17 protein-coding genes and 1 riboswitch are annotated in these 18,177 nt (G+C 71.9%); of the genes, 8 read left to right on the top strand and 9 right to left on the bottom strand.

The window, feature by feature from the left end:
- Window positions 1-55 precede the first annotated feature (55 nt).
- Genes rsgA through ACFC0G_RS10610 form a run of 3 tightly spaced genes read right to left on the bottom strand, consistent with a single transcriptional unit; the run spans window position 56 to window position 3,108 of the window.
- Window positions 56-1,069, bottom strand: a complete 1,014-nt coding sequence (gene rsgA, locus ACFC0G_RS10620) for a ribosome small subunit-dependent GTPase A (RefSeq protein WP_376400351.1) — start codon at window positions 1,067-1,069, stop codon at window positions 56-58.
- Window positions 1,070-1,072: 3 nt separating this feature from the next.
- Window positions 1,073-2,404, bottom strand: a complete 1,332-nt coding sequence (gene aroA / locus ACFC0G_RS10615; RefSeq protein ID WP_376400348.1) for a 3-phosphoshikimate 1-carboxyvinyltransferase — start codon at window positions 2,402-2,404, stop codon at window positions 1,073-1,075.
- 20 nt (window positions 2,405-2,424) lie between these two features.
- Window positions 2,425-3,108: a M50 family metallopeptidase gene (locus ACFC0G_RS10610; RefSeq protein ID WP_376400345.1), complete on the bottom strand. Its 684-nt coding sequence runs from the start codon at window positions 3,106-3,108 to the stop codon at window positions 2,425-2,427.
- Window positions 3,109-3,157: 49 nt separating this feature from the next.
- On the opposite strand from ACFC0G_RS10610, the gene ACFC0G_RS10605 reads away from it, so the two are divergent.
- The 8 genes from ACFC0G_RS10605 (at window position 3,158) to def (ending at window position 10,699) form a co-directional block, all read left to right on the top strand.
- Entirely contained in the window at window positions 3,158-3,973 is an 816-nt protein-coding gene (locus ACFC0G_RS10605; RefSeq protein ID WP_376400342.1) for an SOS response-associated peptidase, read from the top strand.
- A 40-nt stretch (window positions 3,974-4,013) separates the two neighbouring features.
- Window positions 4,014-4,667, top strand: coding sequence for an alpha/beta family hydrolase (locus tag ACFC0G_RS10600; protein ID WP_376400339.1), 654 nt, complete (start codon window positions 4,014-4,016; stop codon window positions 4,665-4,667).
- 252 nt (window positions 4,668-4,919) lie between these two features.
- The gene (locus ACFC0G_RS10595; RefSeq protein ID WP_376400531.1) at window positions 4,920-5,576 is read left to right on the top strand and encodes a sigma-70 family RNA polymerase sigma factor; all 657 of its coding nucleotides are present in this window, start codon (window positions 4,920-4,922) and stop codon (window positions 5,574-5,576) included.
- Window positions 5,573-5,902: a mycothiol system anti-sigma-R factor gene (gene rsrA, locus ACFC0G_RS10590; RefSeq protein WP_376400336.1), complete on the top strand. Its 330-nt coding sequence runs from the start codon at window positions 5,573-5,575 to the stop codon at window positions 5,900-5,902. The genes ACFC0G_RS10595 and rsrA overlap by 4 nt, the downstream gene beginning before the upstream one ends.
- Window positions 5,903-6,074: 172 nt before the next feature.
- On the top strand, window positions 6,075-7,655 hold the full coding sequence (locus tag ACFC0G_RS10585; RefSeq protein WP_376400528.1) for an HD-GYP domain-containing protein: 1,581 nt from the start codon (window positions 6,075-6,077) through the stop codon (window positions 7,653-7,655).
- The gene (locus ACFC0G_RS10580) at window positions 7,652-8,908 is read left to right on the top strand and encodes an HD-GYP domain-containing protein (protein WP_376400334.1); all 1,257 of its coding nucleotides are present in this window, start codon (window positions 7,652-7,654) and stop codon (window positions 8,906-8,908) included. The genes ACFC0G_RS10585 and ACFC0G_RS10580 overlap by 4 nt, the downstream gene beginning before the upstream one ends.
- 80 nt (window positions 8,909-8,988) lie before the next feature.
- Entirely contained in the window at window positions 8,989-9,969 is a 981-nt protein-coding gene (locus ACFC0G_RS10575) for a hypothetical protein (RefSeq protein ID WP_189799965.1), read from the top strand.
- Window positions 9,970-10,036: 67 nt separating this feature from the next.
- Entirely contained in the window at window positions 10,037-10,699 is a 663-nt protein-coding gene (gene def / locus ACFC0G_RS10570) for a peptide deformylase (RefSeq protein ID WP_376400330.1), read from the top strand.
- Window positions 10,700-10,767: 68 nt separating this feature from the next.
- Here def and ACFC0G_RS10565 read toward each other — a convergent pair whose 3' ends face one another.
- The 6 genes from ACFC0G_RS10565 to ACFC0G_RS10540 all read right to left on the bottom strand — a co-directional run bounded on the left by ACFC0G_RS10565 (window position 10,768) and on the right by ACFC0G_RS10540 (window position 17,947).
- The gene (locus ACFC0G_RS10565) at window positions 10,768-11,835 is read right to left on the bottom strand and encodes a ribonucleotide-diphosphate reductase subunit beta (protein WP_376400327.1); all 1,068 of its coding nucleotides are present in this window, start codon (window positions 11,833-11,835) and stop codon (window positions 10,768-10,770) included.
- A complete protein-coding gene (locus tag ACFC0G_RS10560; RefSeq protein WP_376400324.1) occupies window positions 11,835-14,207 on the bottom strand; it encodes a ribonucleoside-diphosphate reductase subunit alpha in 2,373 nt (790 codons plus the stop codon). Before ACFC0G_RS10560 ends, ACFC0G_RS10565 begins: the two co-directional genes overlap by 1 nt.
- A gap of 131 nt (window positions 14,208-14,338) precedes the next feature.
- Window positions 14,339-14,479, bottom strand: a riboswitch (cobalamin riboswitch).
- Window positions 14,480-14,515: 36 nt separating this feature from the next.
- A complete protein-coding gene (locus ACFC0G_RS10555) occupies window positions 14,516-15,016 on the bottom strand; it encodes a GNAT family N-acetyltransferase (RefSeq protein WP_376400321.1) in 501 nt (166 codons plus the stop codon).
- 82 nt (window positions 15,017-15,098) lie between these two features.
- A complete protein-coding gene (gene mctP, locus ACFC0G_RS10550) occupies window positions 15,099-16,745 on the bottom strand; it encodes a monocarboxylate uptake permease MctP (RefSeq protein WP_376400318.1) in 1,647 nt (548 codons plus the stop codon).
- Complete coding sequence (locus tag ACFC0G_RS10545) at window positions 16,742-17,014, bottom strand: DUF3311 domain-containing protein (protein WP_376400315.1); 273 nt, start codon at window positions 17,012-17,014, stop codon at window positions 16,742-16,744. The genes mctP and ACFC0G_RS10545 overlap by 4 nt, the downstream gene beginning before the upstream one ends.
- A 168-nt stretch (window positions 17,015-17,182) precedes the next feature.
- Window positions 17,183-17,947 (bottom strand): GntR family transcriptional regulator, encoded by a 765-nt coding sequence (locus ACFC0G_RS10540; protein ID WP_024761167.1) that lies wholly within the window; start codon window positions 17,945-17,947, stop codon window positions 17,183-17,185.
- Between the last annotated feature and the right edge of the window lie 230 nt (window positions 17,948-18,177).

The following is an 18,177-nucleotide window of genomic DNA, read 5'->3' as shown; positions in this document are numbered from 1 at the left end:
GCACTTGGTGCGATTATGCACTTACCGGTGGCAGTGGGTCGTAAACGCCGGCGGGTCAGTCGCCCTCGCGTCGCTCGCGGGTCGCGAGCAGCCGCCGCAGCGAATAGAGCCGCGCGGGGTCCGCGTGCCCCTCCGCCACGAAGGCGTCGAGGGCGCAGTCCGGCTCGTCGTGGCTGCACGCGCGCGGGCAGTTCTCCGTACCCGGTACGAGGTCGGGGAAGGCGAGGATCACCCGGGACGGGTCGACGTGGTGCAGCCCGAAGGAGCGCACGCCGGGCGTGTCGATGACCCAGCCGCCCTCCTTGTCGTCGAGCGGCAGGGCGAGCGCCGAGGTCGTCGTGTGCCGGCCGCGGCCCGTGACCGCGTTGACCACGCCCGTCGTCCGCCGCCGGTCCGCCGGGACCAGGGCGTTGACCAGCGTCGTCTTGCCGACACCGGAGTGTCCGACGAAGGCGGTGGTGCGGCCCTTGAGGTGCTCGTGGACCCGCTCGGCCGCGACGCCGTCCACGAACTCGTCGCGGGTGGTGACCACGTGCGGGACGCCGAGCGCCCCGTACATCTCCAGGAGCGAGTCCGGCGACGCCAGGTCCGACTTGGTCAGGACGAGGAGCGGGGAGAGCCCGCCGTCGTATGCGGCGACCAGACAGCGGTCGATCAGCCGGGGACGCGGCTCGGGGTCGGCGAGCGCGGTGACGATCGCCAGCTGGTCGGCGTTGGCGACGACCACCCGCTCGAACGGGTCGTCGTCGTCGGCCGTGCGCCGGAGCACCGAGGTGCGCGCGCTGATCCGGACGATCCGGGCCAGCGTGTCCTTCTCGCCGGACAGGTCGCCGACGATGAGGACCCGGTCGCCGACCACGGCGGCCTTGCGGCCCAGCTCGCGCGCCTTCATCGCCGTCACGATCCGGTCGTCGACCAGGCAGGTCAGCCGCCCGCGGTCGACGGTGAGGACCATGCCCTCGACGGCGTCCTCGTGCTTGGGGCGGATGGTCGTACGGGGACGGGTGCCCTTGCGGTTGGGCCGCTGGCGGATGTCGTCCTCGTCGGTGTTCTTGCCGTAGCGCCGCATGGTTCAGACCCCGAGCATTTCGGTCCACATCGTCGGGAAGTCCGGCAAGGTCTTCGCCGTCGTGGCCACGTCCTCGATCTCCACGCCCTCGACCGCGAGGCCGATGATCGCGCCCGCCGTCGCCATGCGGTGGTCGTGGTACGTGTGGAAGACGCCGCCGTGCAGCGGGCGCGGGCGGATGTGCAGACCGTCCTCGGTCTCCGTCACATCGCCGCCCAGCTCGTTGATCTCCTTGGTGAGGGCCGCCAGGCGGTCCGTCTCGTGCAGCCGCAGATGGGCGACCCCGCGCAGGGTCGAGGGGGAGTCGGCGAGCGCCGCGACCGCCGCGATGCCCGGGGTCAGCTCCCCGACCTCGCCGAGGTCCACGTCGATGCCGTGGATCCGGCCCGTACCGGTGAAGGTCAGGCCGGCCTCGGTCAGCTCGCAGGAGCCACCCATCTCGGTGAAGATCTCCCGCAGCGCGTCACCGGGCTGGGTGGTCCGCCCGGGCCAGTCCGGCACGGTCACCCGGCCGCCGGTCACCAGCGCCGCCGCCAGGAACGGCTGCGCGTTCGACAGGTCCGGCTCGACGACCAGGTCGCGGCCGCGCAGCGCGGAGGGCGCCACCCGCCAGACGTTCGGCTCGCCGCCGTGCTCCGGCTCGTCGACCTGGGCGCCGACCGCGCGCAGCATGTCGACCGTCATCCGGATGTGCGGCAGCGAGGGCAGCTTCGTCCCCACGTGCCGGACCTCGACGCCCTGGTTGAAACGGGCCGCGGAGAGCAGCAGCGCGCTGACGAACTGGGAGGACGAGGAGGCGTCGATCTCGACCGTGCCGCCGTCCAGGCCCCCGGCGCCGTGCACGGTCAGGGGCAGCGCGCCCCGGCCGTCGTCGTCGATCCGGGCGCCGAGCGCGCGCAGCGCGTCGATCACACCGTGCAGCGGACGCTCGTGGGAGCGGGGGTCGCCGTCGAAGCGGACGGGACCGTCGGCGAGCGCCGCGACGGGGGGCAGGAAGCGCATGACCGTGCCCGCGTTGCCGACGTCGACGGTGGCGGGGCCGCGCAGCGGGGAGGGGATGATCCGCCAGGCCTCGCCGGTGCCGTCCGGGCCCACGCCCTCCTCGATCTTCACGCCGAGGGTACGCAGCGCCTCGGCCATCAGGAGGGTGTCGCGGGAGCGCAGCGGGCGGCGCAGCCAGCCCGGCTCCGAGGCGAGCGCGGCGAGGACCAGACCGCGGTTGGTGACCGACTTCGATCCGGGCACGGTGACGGTCGCGTCGACGGCGCCGCGGGCGTACGGGGCGGGCCAGAGGTCGGTGGACGGGTCGGGGCGCACGGAAGCTGCTGCGGTCATGGAATCACTGTACGGGGGTGTCAGAAGCCCAGGAGCCAGCGCCCGCCGCCGATCAGGGAGCAGATCGAGACCGCGTGGAAGAAGAGGAGCCACACCCCCGGGTGCACATGGGTGAGGCGCGCGAGCTGGTCCGCGTCCGAGTCGGGCGCGCCGCCGTGGCGCCGTTTCGCCTGGAGCTCGAAGGCCGGGCGGACGCCGCCGAGGAGCAGGAACCACACCACCGCGTAGGCGAAGAGCGACTGGACCTCGGGACCGGTCAGCCAGGACACGAGGAGGAAGGCCGCGCCCGTCAGGAGGACGGTGAGGATCCCGTACGCGTTCCGGACCATCACGAGCATCGCGAGGAGCAGGCCGGTCGCGAGCCAGAGCAGCAGGGTGACCAGGCCCGCGCCGAGCAGGGCGGCGCCGCCGAGGCCGAGCAGCGGGGCCGCGGTGTAGCCGGCGGCCAGGGTGAGGACCACGCCGATGCCGGTCGGGCGGCCCCGGGTCACGGTCAGCCCGCTGGTGTCCGAGTGCAGCCGGATCGCCTCCAGGCGGCGGCCGGTCGCGAGGGCGACGATCCCGTGCCCGCCCTCGTGGGCGATGGTGATCGCGTTGCGGGCCAGGAGCCAGGCGCGGCGGGGCACGGTGACGGCGAGGGCGGCGACCGCGGTGGCGATCACCAGCCACTCGGCCGGGGCGGCCTTCGGGCTGAAGAGGTCCATCGTTCGGGCCGCTCCTCGGGAGCTCGGGGATCGTGGCAGTGTGGCACGTATGTGCGGACGGTATGCAGCGAGTCGGCGGCCCGAGGACCTCGTCGACACCTTCGGGATCGAGAAGTGGGAGCCGGAGGAGACCCTGGCCCCCGACTGGAACGTGGCGCCCACCAAAGAGGTCTGGGCCGTTCTGGAGCGTCCTCTGAAAGACGCGGAAACGCGGCGGCCGGTTCGCCAGCTGCGCGCGCTGAAATGGGGCCTCGTCCCGTCCTGGGCGAAGACGCCCGAGGGCGCCGCCCGGATGATCAACGCGCGCGCTGAGACCCTCCACGAGAAGCCCTCCTTCAAACGCGCGTTCGCGGCCCGCCGCTGCATCCTGCCCGCCGACGGCTACTACGAATGGGTGACCGCCGCGGGGGAGCGGGACCTGGAAGTGGAGGGGAAGAAGAAGAGGCCGCGGAAGCAGCCGTACTTCGTGACCCCGGCGGACGGCTCGGTCTTCGCGATGGCCGGCCTCTACGAGTTCTGGCGCGACCGCACCCTCCCCGACGAGCACCCCTCCGCCTGGTGGGTGACCTGCTCGGTCGTCACCACCGAGGCCGAGACGGGCCCGCTGGGCGTGGCCCCGGCCGAGGGCCCCCGCTCGCTCGCCGACATCCACCCCCGGATGCCCCTGATGCTGACGGAGGACCGCTGGGACGCCTGGCTCGACCCGGCGCGAACCGGCGAGGACGAGCTGCGCGGGCTGCTCGGCGCGCCGCCGGAGGGGCTGATGCGGGCCTACCCCGTGTCGACGGCGGTGAGCAACGTCCGCAACAACGGCCCCGAACTCCTGACGGAGCTGGAGGGCCCGGAGGAGGGCACGCTGTTCTGAGGTCCTCCGGCCGGACGAGCGCGGACGGCAGGATGGGGACGTGACAGAGTACGAGACCGTTCCCGCCGAGCACGAGACCGTTCCCACCGACGCCGGTGACGCCCGTGTCACCTGGTACGCCGGTACGGAGCCGTGGGCCGTCCTCGCCCTCGGCCACGGCGCCGGCGGCGGCGTCGAGGCCCGTGACCTCCAGGCCCTCGCCCGCGCCCTGCCCGCCCACGGCGTGACCACCGCCCTCGTCGAGCAGCCCTGGCGCGTCGCCGGCAAGAAGGTCGCGCCCGCGCCGAAGACCCTCGACACCGGCTGGCGCGGCCTCTGGCCGGCCCTCGCGAAGCCCGGACTCCCCGTGATCGCGGGCGGCCGCAGCGCCGGCGCCCGGGTCGCCTGCCGGACCGGGCGGGAACTGGGCGCCCTCGCCGTCCTCGCGCTGAGCTTCCCCCTCCACCCGCCGGGGAAGCCGGAGCGCTCCCGCGCCGACGAGCTCCTCGGCACCGGCCTGCCCACCCTCGTCGTCCAGGGCGGCAACGACCCCTTCGGGCGCCCCGAAGAGTTCCCTGCGGGCGGGCACACCCTCGGCGAGGTGCCGTACGGAGACCACGGCTTCGCCGTGCCCAAGCGGGCGCCGCTCACCCAGGACGAGGCCCTCGACGGGCTGGTCGCCGGCGTCGTCGCGTGGCTCGTCACCCTGCGCTGACAACGACTCCCGCACCGGGAATGTTGAGCGGGGGGCCTCTGTTGTGGAGAACGTCGGTGTGAGAACAAGGAAGAGGGAGTCCGTCGCATGGGTTCGACCATCTGCCCCGAGCGCGCGCAGGCCGCTGACCTCGACTGGACAGTGCTGCCCGCGCCCAAGATCGCCCCTATTCGGGCGGCGGGCGGAGCGGTTCCTCGTCTATCCTCCGAAACGAGTGGGTCCGCCTTCGGGCTCGCCACCACGCTGGAGGAGGTGGGTCCGGTCACTGGGACCGACACAGGGACCGACGACGGCCCCGAGGAGACGACCGCCGAGCGCAACGCGCGCTTCGAGCGGGACGCCCTCGGATTCCTCGACCAGATGTACTCCGCCGCCCTGCGCATGACGCGCAACCCCGCGGACGCGGAGGACCTGGTGCAGGAGACCTACGCGAAGGCGTACGGATCCTTCCACCAGTTCCGCGAGGGCACGAACCTCAAGGCGTGGCTGTACCGCATCCTCACGAACACCTTCATCAACTCGTACCGCAAGAAGCAGCGTGAGCCCCAGCGCAGCGCCGCCGAGGAGATCGAGGACTGGCAGCTCGCGCGCGCCGAGTCGCACATGTCGACCGGTCTGCGCTCCGCGGAGTCCCAGGCGCTCGACCACCTTCCCGACTCCGACGTGAAGGCAGCGCTGCAGGCGATCCCCGAGGAGTTCCGCATCGCCGTCTATCTGGCGGATGTCGAGGGCTTTGCCTACAAGGAGATCGCGGACATCATGGGGACACCCATCGGTACGGTGATGTCCCGACTGCACCGGGGCCGCCGCCAGCTGCGCGGCATGCTCGAGGACTACGCCCGTGACCGCGGGCTGGTACCCGCGGGCGCCGGAGAGTCGTCGAACGATCTGAAAGGCTCGGGCTCATGAGCTGCGGAGAGCCGCACGAGACGGATTGCTCAGAGGTCCTGGATCATCTCTACGAGTTCCTCGACAAAGAGATGCCCGACAGCGACTGCACCAAGTTCGAGGTGCACTTCGAGGAGTGCTCCCCGTGCCTGGAGAAGTACGGCCTGGAGCAGGCGGTGAAGAAGCTCGTCAAGCGCTGCTGCGGCAGTGACGACGTCCCCACCGACCTGCGGTCCAAGGTCATGGGCCGGATCGACCTCATCCGCTCGGGACAGCTGGTGCCCGAGCAGGACATCACGGCGGTCGCCCCGGCGACGCCGGCTCCGGCTCCGGCTCCGCAGGAGTAGGCAGGCAGTGCCCCGACGCATCCCGGCCCGGGTGTCCGGGTGTCAGGTGACGAAGGCCGCCGCGAAGTGATCGCGGCGGCCCCACGCATATATCAGCTTGTATCACCCGATGGTGCGAATCGGCCGCAGCGTCACCTCTCGGACCGTTCCACTCGCTAGCGTGACGGGTGTGATGGGCGAGAGGGTCATTCCGCGGGCGGCCGGCGCGTACATCGGCTGCGCCCTGCTCGCCGCCGGAGCCTGCGCCCTGCCCGCGCTGCGCCCTGGCGCCACCACTCCCTGGGGCACCGTCGCGCTCCTCGCCGCCCTGTACGCGCTCTGCGAGCTGCCCGCCCGCTGCCGGCTCCTCGGCCGCGGCCTCGGCGGCTCCGTCCCCATGGGCACCGGCTCCTTCTTCCCCGTCCTGCTCGCCTCCGCGCTGCTCCTGCCGCCCGCGGCCGCCGCGCTCACCGCGCTGCCCGGCAGCCTCCTCGCCCGCGTCGAGGAGCCGCCCGCCGGACCGCGCCGCGCCTGGCGGACCGCCGCCACGGCCCTCGCCGTCTGGGCCGCGGCCCAGGCCGCCGGTGCCCTGGGCGGCCCCGCCGCCCTCGGCCACGGTCCGGCCGCCCCCGACTTCCCGTACGCGCTGCTGCCCGCGGGCGCCGCCGCGCTCGCCTTCTGCCTGGTCCTGACCGCCCTCGACGGCGGCATCCGGGCCACCGCCGACGGACTGCCCGTCGGGGCCGCCTGGCGCGGGCTCCTCGGACGGGCCATCGCCCCGCACGCCGTGCACGGGCTGGCCGGACTGATGATGGCCGTGCTCTGGCGCAGCGCGTACGGACCGGCCGCGGCCCTCTTCGTCCTGTTGCCGATGTACATCTCCTGCTGGGTCTTCGCCCAGTACCACCGCGAGCGGGCCGCCCACCAGGCCACCATCCGCGCCCTCGTCCAGGCCGTCGACATCAAGGACCGGTACACCCGCGGCCACAGCGAACGGGTCGGCCACGCCTCCGTCCTGATCGCCCGTGAGCTCGGCATGGCGGAGGACCGGCTCGACGTCGTGCGGTTCGCCGGCATCCTCCACGACGTCGGGAAACTGGGCGTGCCCACGCGGGTGCTGCGCAAGGACGGGCCGCTGACGCCGGAGGAGCGCCGGGTCATCGAACTGCACCCCGAGTACGGGCACGAGATGGTCCGGGGCATCGGCTTCCTCGGCGAGGCCCGGTCCGCGATCCTCCACCACCACGAGCGCATGGACGGCAGCGGCTACCCGTACGGGCTGCGGGGCGAGCAGATCCCCGAGTTCGCCCGGGTGGTCGCCGTCGCCGACGCCTTCGACGCCATGACCTCCACCCGCTCCTACAGCCGGGCCCGCCCGGTCCCCACCGCCGTCGCGGAGCTGGAGCGCTGCGCGGGCAGCCAGTTCGACCCCCGGATGGTCACCGCCCTGGCCCGGGCACTCGACCGGCACGGCTGGCAGACCGACGTCACCGCCGACGAGACCCCCCAGACGCTCCCGCCGACCCCGGCAGCTCCGGCGGCTCCGGCGAGTCCGCCCGACGAGACCCCGGCGACCCAGGCAGCTCCGGCAGCTCCGGCAGCTCCGGTGACTCCGGCGAGTCCGCCCGACGAGACGCAGACGGCCCCGCCGACCCCGCCGACCCCGGCACCCCCGCCCGGCCCGGCCGACGGGAACCTGCCCCCGCCGCGCGCGGCGGACGCCCCGCTGACCTCGGACACCTCCCTGACCGCCCGGCCGAAGGAGCGCGCATGAGGCCCGGGGCCCTCACCGTCGGAGCCCTGTACGGGGCGGCCCTGCTGCTGAGCGTCGCCGGCTTCGGCGCCACCCTCTGGTACGGCGTCGACGAACCCGGCAACGCCCTCGCCTTCGGCACGCTCATCGCCCTCGGCGAGCTCGCCCGCTGGGGCGCCCTCCCCGGCGAGCGCGAACCCGCGCCGCTCGCCGCCGCGGGAGCCCTCGCGTACGCCCTGCTCGGTACGGACGCCGGGACCGCCACCACCCACGGCGTCCTCCAGATCGTCGCCGTCGTCGTCGCGGGCGGCCTCGCCGGGATCGTCCCCCACCTGGCCAGGGGCCAGGGCCCCGACGCCGACCACCTCGCCCGCCGCGTCCTCACCGTCGCCTTCGCCGCCCTCTGCTTCCAGCCCCTCTACAACTCCGGCGCCGTCGTCGAGCACGTCGGCGAGGGCCCGTCGTACGCCTTCTTCCTGCTGCTCCTGCTCGTCCTGACCGCCCTCTGCGACGCCGTGCTCGCCGCCCTCGTGCTCCGCGCCCGCACCGGATTCCCGTACGGCCCCCTCCTCCGCGACGAGCTGCGCGCCCTCCTCGGCATCGGCTCCGCCGTCTGCGCCACCGGCGCGGTCATGGCGCTCGGCGTGGCCGCCGCCGGACTGTGGGCCCTCCCGGTGCTCGCCGTACCGCTGCTGCTCACCCAGGTCTCCTTCCGGCGGTACGCGGCCGTGCGCACCGTCAACCGGCAGACCATCGCCTCGCTCGCCCGCGCCACCGAGATCGCCGGCTGCACTCCGCCCGGTCACGCCCGCCGGGTCGCCGCCCTCAGTACCGCCGTCGGCCGTGAGCTGGGCCTCTCCGGGACCGACCTGGCCGTCCTCGAACACGCTGCGCTCATGCACGACATCGGACAGCTCTCCCTCGTCGACCCCGTCGAGGGCGGCGCCACCGCCCTCCTCCCGGCCGAGGAGCAGCGCCGGATCGCCCTCCTGGGCGGCGAGGTCGTCCGCAGGACCGGGGTCCCGGCGGCCGTCGCCGTGGTCGTCGAGCGGCAGGCCGACCCGTACCGCGAGCAGCCGCTGCCGGCCCGGATCGTCCGCGCGGTGAACGCCTACGACGACCTGGCGGGCGACGGCGCGGGCGCCGCCCTGGAGGCCCTGGAGCGGCTCCGCCTCGGCACCGCGCGCGACTATCACCCGGACGTCGTCGAATGCCTGGCCAGGGTCCTGGCGCGGGGCGGAGCCCCTGGGGTGACCTCGTCGATCGCTGGGTAACCCATGGGTAATGAGCGCGCGTCCGACCGGGCATGGTTGGATGCGAACAAGAGGGTGAAAGCGACCGGCAGGCGGGAATCGTGAGGATCTTCGGGAAGGTACGGCATCGGCCCTCCGCCTCGTGGCGGCAGGCCACCGACCGCGCGTTCACGCTGATCGGCGACGGGCGGTACGAGGACGCGGGCGCGCTGCTGACACGTGCGGCGGATCTGGAGCCCTGGCTCTCGGAGTCCTGGTTCAACCTGGCCCTGCTGCACAAGTTCCGGCACGACTGGGAGCAGGCCAGGGCCGCCGGGCTGCGCGCGGTCGCGCTGCTCGACAAGGAGACCGGCGCCCCCGACTGGTGGAACGTCGGCATCGCCGCCACCGCGCTCCAGGACTGGCCGCTGGCCCGCCGGGCCTGGCAGGCGTACGGCCTCAAGGTGCCCGGGGCCGCCGCGGGCACCGGCGAGCCCGCCGGCATGGAGCTGGGCAGCGCCGCCGTCCGGCTCTCGCCCGAGGGCGAGGCCGAGGTCGTGTGGGGCCGCAGGCTCGACCCGGCCCGTATCGAGGTCCTCTCCATCCCGCTGCCGTCCTCGGGGCGCCGCTGGGGCGAGGTCGTCCTCCACGACGGCGTGCCGAACGGCGAGCGCACCACCACCGCGGGCCCCTCCTACCCGGTCTTCGACGAGATCGAGCTGTGGGCGCCGTCCCCCGTTCCCACCTGGGTGGTCCTCCTGGAGGCCGCCACCGAGGCCGACCGGGACGCCCTGGAGCAGCTCGCCGCAGAGGCGGGCTTCGCCGCCGAGGACTGGTCGTCCTCCGTGCGGCTGCTCTGCCGCGCCTGTTCGGAGTCGACCATGCCGAGCGCCGAGGGCGAGGGCGAGCACTCCGACCCGCACGACCACAGCGAGCCGGGGCACCCCGGGCCGCTCGGCCACCGCTCGCCCGGCGAGCTGTGGGTCCCGGAGCGGGAGTGCGGCATCGCGGCCCCGGCGGGCCTGGTGCGCGGGCTCCTGGACGGGTGGGTGGCGGACAGTCCCGACAGCCGTGAGTGGCGTGATCTCGAAGAGGTCTGCTGAGCGGCGACCCGCGGGCCCGTAGGCTGTCATCCGACGGAATCGGGTTTTCAGGAAGGCGCGGCCGGACATGGCGCAGCAGGACACGGACGAGCAGACGCAGATCAACCTTGGGGTCTCCCCGCCGCAGGTAGGGGATGGCTACGTCGTCGACACGGAGGACTGTGAGGCGCGCGAGCTCGCCCACCGCGAGCGCGGCACGGCCCGCCCGATCACGGTCGTCGGCAACCCTGTGCTCCACCGCGAGTGCAAGAACGTCACCGAGTTCGACGACGAGCTCGCCCGGCTCGTCGACGACATGTTCGCCAGCCAGAAGGCCGCCGAGGGCGTGGGCCTGGCCGCGAACCAGATCGGCGTGGACCTGAAGGTCTTCGTCTACGACTGCATGGACGACGAGGGCGTCCGGCACGTCGGCGTCGTCTGCAACCCGGTCCTGGAGGACCTGCCGGCCGAGCTGCGCGTCCTGGACGAGTCCAACGAGGGCTGCCTGTCCGTGCCGACCGCCTACGCCGAGCTGGCCCGCCCCGACTACGCGGCGCTGACCGGACAGGACGTCCAGGGCAACCCGATCAAGGTGCGCGGCACCGGCTACTTCGCCCGCTGCCTCCAGCACGAGACGGACCACCTGTACGGCTTCCTGTACATCGACAAGCTCTCCAAGCGCGACCGCAAGGACGCCCTCCGCCAGATGGAAGAGGGCACCCCGCGCTACGAGACGGTCCCCAACGCCTGATCGCTCGCACCTACGGCGAAGGGCCCCGCACTCCAGGAGTGCGGGGCCCTTCGCCGTACAGGGGAGACCTAGAAGTCCTCGTCCAGGTCCACCGAGCCCTCGACGGCCACCTGGTAGGCGGACGGGCGGCGCTCGAAGAAGTTGGTCAGCTCCTGGACGCCCTGGAGCTCCATGAACGCGAACGGGTTCTCCGAGCCGTACACCGGGGCGAAGCCGAGGCGCTGGAGGCGCTGGTCGGCGACGCACTGGAGGTACTCGCGCATCGACTCGGTGTTCATGCCCGGCAGGCCGTCGCCGCACAGGTCGCGGCCGAACTGCAGCTCCGCCTCCACGGCCTCCTTCAGCATGTCGGTGACCTGCTGCTGGAGGGCGTCGTCGAAGAGCTCCGGCTCCTCCTTGCGGACGGTGTCCACGACCTCGAAGGCGAAGTTCATGTGCATCGTCTCGTCGCGGAACACCCAGTTGGTGCCGGTCGCCAGGCCGTGCAGCAGACCGCGCGACCGGAACCAGTACACGTACGCGAAGGCGCCGTAGAAGAACAGGCCCTCGATGCACGCCGCGAAGCAGATCAGGTTCAGCAGGAAGCGGCGGCGGTCGGCCTGGGTCTCCAGGCGGTCGATCTTCTCCACCGAGTCCATCCAGCGGAAGCAGAACTGCGCCTTCTCGCGGATGGAGGGGATCTCCTCGACCGCGTCGAACGCGGCGGCGCGGTCGTCCGGGTCGGGCAGGTAGGTGTCGAGCAGCGTCAGATAGAACTGGACGTGCACGGCCTCCTCGAACAGCTGGCGCGAGAGGTACAGGCGCGCCTCGGGGGAGTTGATGTGCTTGTACAGCGTCAGCACGAGGTTGTTCGACACGATCGAGTCGCCGGTCGCGAAGAAGGCGACGAGGCGGCCGATCATGTGCTGCTCACCGGGGGTGAGCTTGGCGAGGTCGGCGACGTCCGAGTGGAGGTCGACCTCCTCGACGGTCCACGTGTTCTTGATGGCGTCGCGGTAGCGCTCGTAGAAGTCCGGGTAGCGCATCGGACGGAGGGTCAGTTCGAAGCCCGGGTCGAGGAGGTTCTTCTTGAGGGAAGAGGTGCCGGCGCGAAGCGTCGTCGATGAGGGGTGGTGGTCGGGCGACGGGTGGGACATCACTGGCAGGCCTCGCAGGACTCGGGGTTTTCCAGGGAGCAGGCGAGGGCGTCCGCGTCGGGGGTCGCCTGCTGGACGGGGATGGTGGCGGCGGTGGGCGTCGCGGCCTGGGCGGCGCGGGCGATCCGGGTCGCCGGGCGGGAGCGCAGGTAGTACGTCGTCTTCAGACCCTGCTTCCAGGCGTACGCGTACATCGACGACAGCTTGCCGATCGTCGGCGTCTCCAGGAACAGGTTCAGGGACTGCGACTGGTCGAGGAACGGCGTCCGCGCGGCGGCCATGTCGATCAGGCCGCGCTGCGGGATCTCCCAGGCCGTGCGGTACAGCTCGCGCACCTCGGCCGGGATCCAGGTGAAGCCCGCGACCGAGCCGCTGGCGTCGCGCAGCGCGTCCCGGGTCTGGGCGTCCCACACGCCGAGCCGCTTCAGCTCGTCGACGAGGTACGAGTTGACCTGGAGGAACTCGCCCGACAGCGTCTCGCGCTTGAAGAGGTTGGAGACCTGCGGCTCGATGCACTCGTAGACGCCCGCGATCGAGGCGATGGTCGCCGTCGGCGCGATCGCCAGGAGCAGGCTGTTGCGCATGCCGACCGCGGCGATCCGCTCGCGCAGGGCCGCCCAGCGCTCCGGCCAGTTGAGCTCGACGTCGTAGTGGTCCGGGTGCAGGACACCGCGGGCCGTGCGCGTCTTGTCCCAGGCCGGGACGGGGCCGCTGCGCTCGGCGAGGTCGGCGGAGGCCTCGTACGCGGCGAGCATGATCCGCTCGGCGATACGGGTGGACAGCGCGCGCGCCTCGGGGGAGTCGAACGGCAGCTTCAGCTGGAAGAAGACGTCCTGGAGGCCCATCGCGCCCAGGCCCACCGGCCGCCAGCGGGCGTTGGAACGCCCGGCCTGCTCGGTCGGGTAGAAGTTGATGTCGACGACCCGGTCGAGGAAGGTGACGGCCGTGCGGACGGTCGCGTCGAGCCGCTCCCAGTCGATGTCCTGGGTCGAAACGTCCACGAACGCGCCGAGGTTGACCGAGCCCAGGTTGCAGACCGCGGTCTCGCCGTCGTCCGTGACCTCCAGGATCTCCGTGCAGAGGTTGGAGGAGTGGACGGTGTGGCCGGGCTCGGCGGTCTGGTTGGCCGTCCGGTTCGAGGCGTCCTTGAAGGTCATCCAGCCGTTGCCGGTCTGGGCCAGGGTCCGCATCATCCGGCCGTACAGGTCGCGGGCCGGCATCGTCTTGCGGGCCAGGCCCTTCGCCTCGGCGGCGCGGTAGGCGGCGTCGAACTCCTCGCCCCACAGGTCGACGAGCTCGGGCACGTCCGCCGGGGAGAAGAGCGACCAGTCGGCGTCGGCGTTGACGCGGCGCATGAACTCGTCCGGGATCCAGTGCGCCAGGTTCAGGTTGTGCGTACGGCGCTGGTCCTCGCCCGTGTTGTCGCGGAGCTCCAGGAACTCCTCGATGTCCGCGTGCCAGGTCTCCAGGTAGACGGCGGCGGCGCCCTTGCGGCGGCCGCCCTGGTTCACGGCGGCGACGGAGGCGTCGAGGGTCTTCAGGAACGGGACGATGCCGTTGGAGTGCCCGTTGGTGCCGCGGATGAGGGAACCGCGGGCGCGGATGCGGGAGTAGGAGAGCCCGATGCCGCCGGCGTGCTTCGAGAGGCGCGCGACCTGGTGGTAGCGGTCGTAGATGGAGTCCAGCTCGTCCTGCGGGGAGTCGAGGAGGTAGCAGGAGGACATCTGCGGGTGGCGGGTGCCGGAGTTGAAGAGCGTGGGGGAGGACGGCAGGTAGTCCAGGCGGCTCATCAGGCCGTACAGCGCGCCGACCTCGTCGAGCGCGCGGACGCTCTCGTCCTCGGCGAGGCCGCAGGCGACGCGGAGCATGAAGTGCTGCGGGGTCTCGATCACCTTGCGGGTGATCGGGTGGCGCAGCAGGTAGCGCGAGAAGAGGGTGCGCAGACCGAAGTAGCCGAAGCGGTCGTCGGCGGTCTGGTCGATGGTCGCGTCGAGGCGGTCCGCGTGCCGCGCGACGAAGTCGGCGGTGCGGTCGGCGATCAGGCCCTCGCGGTGGCCGACGGCCACGGAGGCCGAGAAGCAGACCGCGCCCTGGCCGGCGGCCTCTTCGGCGATGGTGATCGTCAGGAGCCGGGCGGCGAGCCGGGAGTAGGCCGGGTCCTCGGAGATCAGACCGGCGGCCGCCTCGGTGGCCAGCTCGCGCAGTTCCGCCTCGTCCGACGTGGCGCTGCGGCCGCGGAGCGCGGCGGCGGCGATCTTGCCGGGGTCGGTGTCGGGGAGGTCGGCGGTGAGATCGGTCAGGGTCCGCAGCAGCACGGTGCCGGGTCCGTCGCTCTCGATCGCCGTGGCCGGATCGGCGGGCGCGATGGTCACGTGGGGGCTCTCCCTCGCTCGGCTCGGGGCCGCGGCGGGGGAAGGCGGGCAGGCGGGCATCCGTACACAGGACGCGCCGCGTCCACCGGCCCACTCCGCGAGGCCCGGACGTCAGTGACACCCGGAACGGCTGGACCGGGTGTGCTGTCGGCAGGTCCTCGGACTCACTTCGTACGAATCAACACGAAGCACACCGTTGCGGGACAGTTCCGGATTCGCGCCGGATTTCCCTGCGTCGACAGCGAGGACGAGCATACATGTGGGGGGCGCTGCTCGCAGAACCCCCCACATGTTGTGTCGTCCGTGTGTCAGAACTCCAGGGCGTAGGTCCGCAGCTGGTGGCCGGGAATCGGTTCCCAGTCCCGCTCGGGGGTGCGGACGAAGCCCATCCGCTCGTAGATCCGGTGCGCCGAGACCATCTTCGCGTCGGTGGAGAGCACGAGCCGCGCGCACCCCGGCAGGGCCCGTGCGCGGTCCGCACAGGCGCGGACGAGGGCCTCTCCGACGCCCCTGCCGCGGGCCTCCGGAGCGACCGCGAGCATCCGGAACTCGGCCTCGCCGGCGACGGCGATGTCCGCCCACGGGGTGGAGCCGGGGGCGAAGGTCACCCCGCCGATGATCCGGTCGTCCTCGTCGGCGGCGACGAGCACCTCGGCCTCGCGGGCCCGCCGGGCCGTGTCCTTCAGTACGTCCAGGTAGAAGTCGTCCTCGCCGTACAGCAGCAGCCCGTCGTTCAGGTATGTCAGCCCGGTGAGTTCCCCGAGCTCCTCGTGTTCCTCGGGCCGTACCGCCCTGATCGTGAAGTCCATGGGGGCAGTGTGCCCCGGGGGTACGGGAAGGGGCCCGGGATTTCCTGGCGGAGATCCCGGGCCCCTGTGTCGTACCGCGAGGTCAGTGCGCTCCGGCGCCGACCTTCGGGTCCGCCTGCGGGTCCGGCTTCGGCTTCGCCGCGCGGGCCGGCGCGTCGACCGTGTAGTCCGACGGGGAGGTCTCGTCGACGCCCTCGGGGGCCTTCAGGGCCTTGAGGACGAAGGTCAGGACGACCGTGACGACGACGTTGAGGACGAACGCGGTGAGGCCGATGTAGCCGATCTCGCCGATGCCCGGGATCTCGGCGGAGGAGCCGCCGAAGTGCTTCTGCGTCGGGCTGGCGACGCCGTACGCGGCGACCGTGCCGTAGACCATGCCGACGGCCCAGCCGGCGAGCAGCGCCCAGCGGTGGAACCAGCGGGTGAAGAGGCCGCCGACCAGCGCCGGGAAGGTCTGGAGGATCCAGATCCCGCCGAGCAGCTGGAAGTTGATGGCGACCGTCTTGTCCATGGTGAGGACGAAGGCCAGCGCGCCGACCTTCACCAAGAGCGAGACCAGCTTGGAGACCTTGGTCTCCTGGGCCGGGGTCGCGTCCGGCTTGATGAAGTCCTTGTAGATGTTGCGGGTGAAGAGGTTGGCCGCGGCGATCGACATGATCGCGGCCGGGACGAGCGCGCCGATGCCGATCGCGGCGAACGCGACGCCCGCGAACCAGTCCGGGAACATGGTCTCGAAGAGCTGCGGGATGGCGAGCTGGCCGTTCTTGACCTGGATCCCGGCGGCGATCGCCATGAAGCCGAGCAGCGCGAGCAGGCCCAGCATCAGCGAGTACAGCGGCAGGATCGTGGTGTTGCGGCGGATGACCTCACGGCTCCGCGACGACAGGGTCGCCGTGATGGAGTGCGGGTACATGAAGAGCGCGAGCGCCGAGCCGAGCGCCAGCGTCGCGTACGTCCACTGCCCGGCCTCGCCGGGGACGAGCGCGCCGCGCGGCTTGCCGGTCGCCGGGTTGGTCTGCCCGTACGCCTCGCCCGCCTTGGCGAAGATCTCGTCGAAGCCGCCGAGCTTGATCGGGATGTAGATGATCGCCACCGCGATGACGATGTAGATCAGGGTGTCCTTGACGAACGCGATGAGCGCGGGGGCGCGCAGGCCCGAGGAGTACGTGTACGCCGCGAGGACACCGAAGGCGATGAGCAGCGGCAGGTCCTTGATGAACCAGTGGGTGGTCTCGCCGCCGCCGACGCCCATCACGTCCAGGACGGCCTGGATGCCGACGAGCTGGAGCGCGATGTACGGCATGGTGGCGAGGATGCCGGTGACGGCCACCGCGAGCGAGAGGCCCTTGGAGTCCCAGCGGCCGCGCACGAAGTCCGAGGTGGTGACGTACCCGTGCTTGTGCGAGACCGACCAGAGGCGCGGCAGGAAGGTGAAGATCAGCGGGTACACCAGGATCGTGTACGGGACGGCGAAGAAGCCGGCCGCGCCCGCCGCGTAGATGGCCGCCGGGACGGCGACGAAGGTGTACGCGGTGTAGAGGTCGCCGCCGAGCAGGAACCAGGTCACCCAGGTGCCGAACGACCGGCCGCCCAGGCCCCATTCGTCGAGGCTGTTCTCGTTCTCGGCCCTGCGCCAGCGCGAGGCGAGGAATCCCATGACCGTGACGGCCAGGAAGAAGAAGATGAACACGGCGAGTGCCACGCCGTTCACGCCGGTCACGTCCTTCATCGTGCGTCACCTCCCTTGCGGGCACGCTGGTCCAGCTGCCACAGCTTGTACGCGATCATGGTGAGCGCGGTGGAGATCAGCACCCAGAGCATCTGGTACCAGTAGAAGAACGGGATGCCCGCGAGGAGCGGTTCGGCCTTCGCGTACGAGCTCACCCAGAGCATCGCCACGAACGGTGCGAACAGGCAGAGCGCGATCACCACCCGCAGGGGAGTGATGGCGGGTTGTTTCCCTTGTGCCGTTTCCGACGCTTCTGACGCCTCTGACATGGCGATTCCGTCCCCTCGCTGATCACCTCGGTAATGCTGGGGAAATCTAGGGGACGCTCACGCTCGGCGGAACCCCCGTCCGCATAACGGAAGCGAATTCCCTGGTACGCGAAACGAGGGGGGCCGCCGAGTCCTCGGCAACCCCCCTCGTCAGGCGTGTGGATCCGCTCAGCCGTTGGGCCTCTTCAGGCGCGCCACGAACTTGTACCGGTCGCCGCGGTAGACGGACCGTACCCACTCCACCGGCTCGCCCTGGGCGTCCAGAGAATGGCGAGAAAGCATCAGCATCGGCAGGCCCACGTCCGTACCGAGCAGACCGGCCTCGCGCGGCGTGGCGAGGGAGGTCTCGATGGTCTCCTCGGCCTCGGCGAGGTGGACGTCGTAGACCTCTGCCAGCGCCGTGTACAGCGAGGTGTACTTCACCAGCGAGCGGCGCAGCGCGGGGAAGCGCTTGGCCGAAAGGTGGGTGGTCTCGATCGCCATCGGCTCGCCGCTCGCGAGGCGCAGCCGCTCGATGCGCAGCACCCGGCCGCCGGCCGAGATGTCGAGCAGTCCGGCGAGCGTGTCGTCGGCGGTGACGTACCCGATGTCGAGGAGCTGCGAGGTGGGCTCAAGGCCCTGGGCGCGCATGTCCTCCGTGTACGAGGTGAGCTGGAGGGCCTGCGAGACCTTGGGCTTGGCCACGAAGGTGCCCTTGCCCTGGATGCGTTCCAGCCGGCCCTCGACGACCAGCTCCTGGAGCGCCTGGCGCACCGTGGTGCGCGAGGTGTCGAACTCCGCGGCGAGCGTGCGCTCCGGCGGGACAGGCGTGCCGGGCGGCAGTGTCTCCGTCATGTCGAGCAAGTGCCGCTTCAGTCGGTAGTACTTGGGCACGCGCGCGGTGCGAGTGGCGACCCCGCCCTCCGGTTCCGTGCTGCCCGCGTCCCTGGCCATGGCCTGCCTTCCCGACTCCTGTGCTGCTGCCGTCACCGGCTCCTCCGTCTGTAGCGGCTCACATGGTGGCACGGACCGGTCACGGGTCGTCGCCCTACCTCAGGTGTCGGTCCGATAACGGACGCGACTGCCCTTCTTATACACCCTTGACACCCCTAAAGGTCTAGGCCAAGCTCCGGGTACTGGTCTAAACCATTAAAGACCAGGTCCCAGCCCCACGAGCACTACCT

Source organism: Streptomyces sp. NPDC056169 (assembly GCF_042268445.1).
Classification (GTDB): domain Bacteria; phylum Actinomycetota; class Actinomycetes; order Streptomycetales; family Streptomycetaceae; genus Streptomyces.
This window is presented reverse-complemented; position numbering and strand designations above follow the sequence as displayed.

Excerpts from the sequence above, each read along its gene's own strand:
- rsgA (WP_376400351.1), bottom strand. The coding sequence starts at position 1,069 with ATGCGGCGCTACGGCAAGAACACCGACGAGGACGACATCCGCCAGCGG.
- aroA (WP_376400348.1), bottom strand. The coding sequence starts at position 2,404 with ATGACCGCAGCAGCTTCCGTGCGCCCCGACCCGTCCACCGACCTCTGG.
- ACFC0G_RS10610 (WP_376400345.1), bottom strand. The coding sequence starts at position 3,108 with ATGGACCTCTTCAGCCCGAAGGCCGCCCCGGCCGAGTGGCTGGTGATC.
- ACFC0G_RS10605 (WP_376400342.1), top strand. The coding sequence starts at position 3,158 with ATGTGCGGACGGTATGCAGCGAGTCGGCGGCCCGAGGACCTCGTCGAC.
- rsrA (WP_376400336.1), top strand. The coding sequence starts at position 5,573 with ATGAGCTGCGGAGAGCCGCACGAGACGGATTGCTCAGAGGTCCTGGAT.
- ACFC0G_RS10585 (WP_376400528.1), top strand. The coding sequence starts at position 6,075 with ATGGGCGAGAGGGTCATTCCGCGGGCGGCCGGCGCGTACATCGGCTGC.
- ACFC0G_RS10580 (WP_376400334.1), top strand. The coding sequence starts at position 7,652 with ATGAGGCCCGGGGCCCTCACCGTCGGAGCCCTGTACGGGGCGGCCCTG.
- def (WP_376400330.1), top strand. The coding sequence starts at position 10,037 with ATGGCGCAGCAGGACACGGACGAGCAGACGCAGATCAACCTTGGGGTC.
- ACFC0G_RS10565 (WP_376400327.1), bottom strand. The coding sequence starts at position 11,835 with ATGTCCCACCCGTCGCCCGACCACCACCCCTCATCGACGACGCTTCGC.
- ACFC0G_RS10555 (WP_376400321.1), bottom strand. The coding sequence starts at position 15,016 with ATGGACTTCACGATCAGGGCGGTACGGCCCGAGGAACACGAGGAGCTC.
- mctP (WP_376400318.1), bottom strand. The coding sequence starts at position 16,745 with ATGAAGGACGTGACCGGCGTGAACGGCGTGGCACTCGCCGTGTTCATC.
- ACFC0G_RS10545 (WP_376400315.1), bottom strand. The coding sequence starts at position 17,014 with ATGTCAGAGGCGTCAGAAGCGTCGGAAACGGCACAAGGGAAACAACCC.
- ACFC0G_RS10540 (WP_024761167.1), bottom strand. The coding sequence starts at position 17,947 with ATGGCCAGGGACGCGGGCAGCACGGAACCGGAGGGCGGGGTCGCCACT.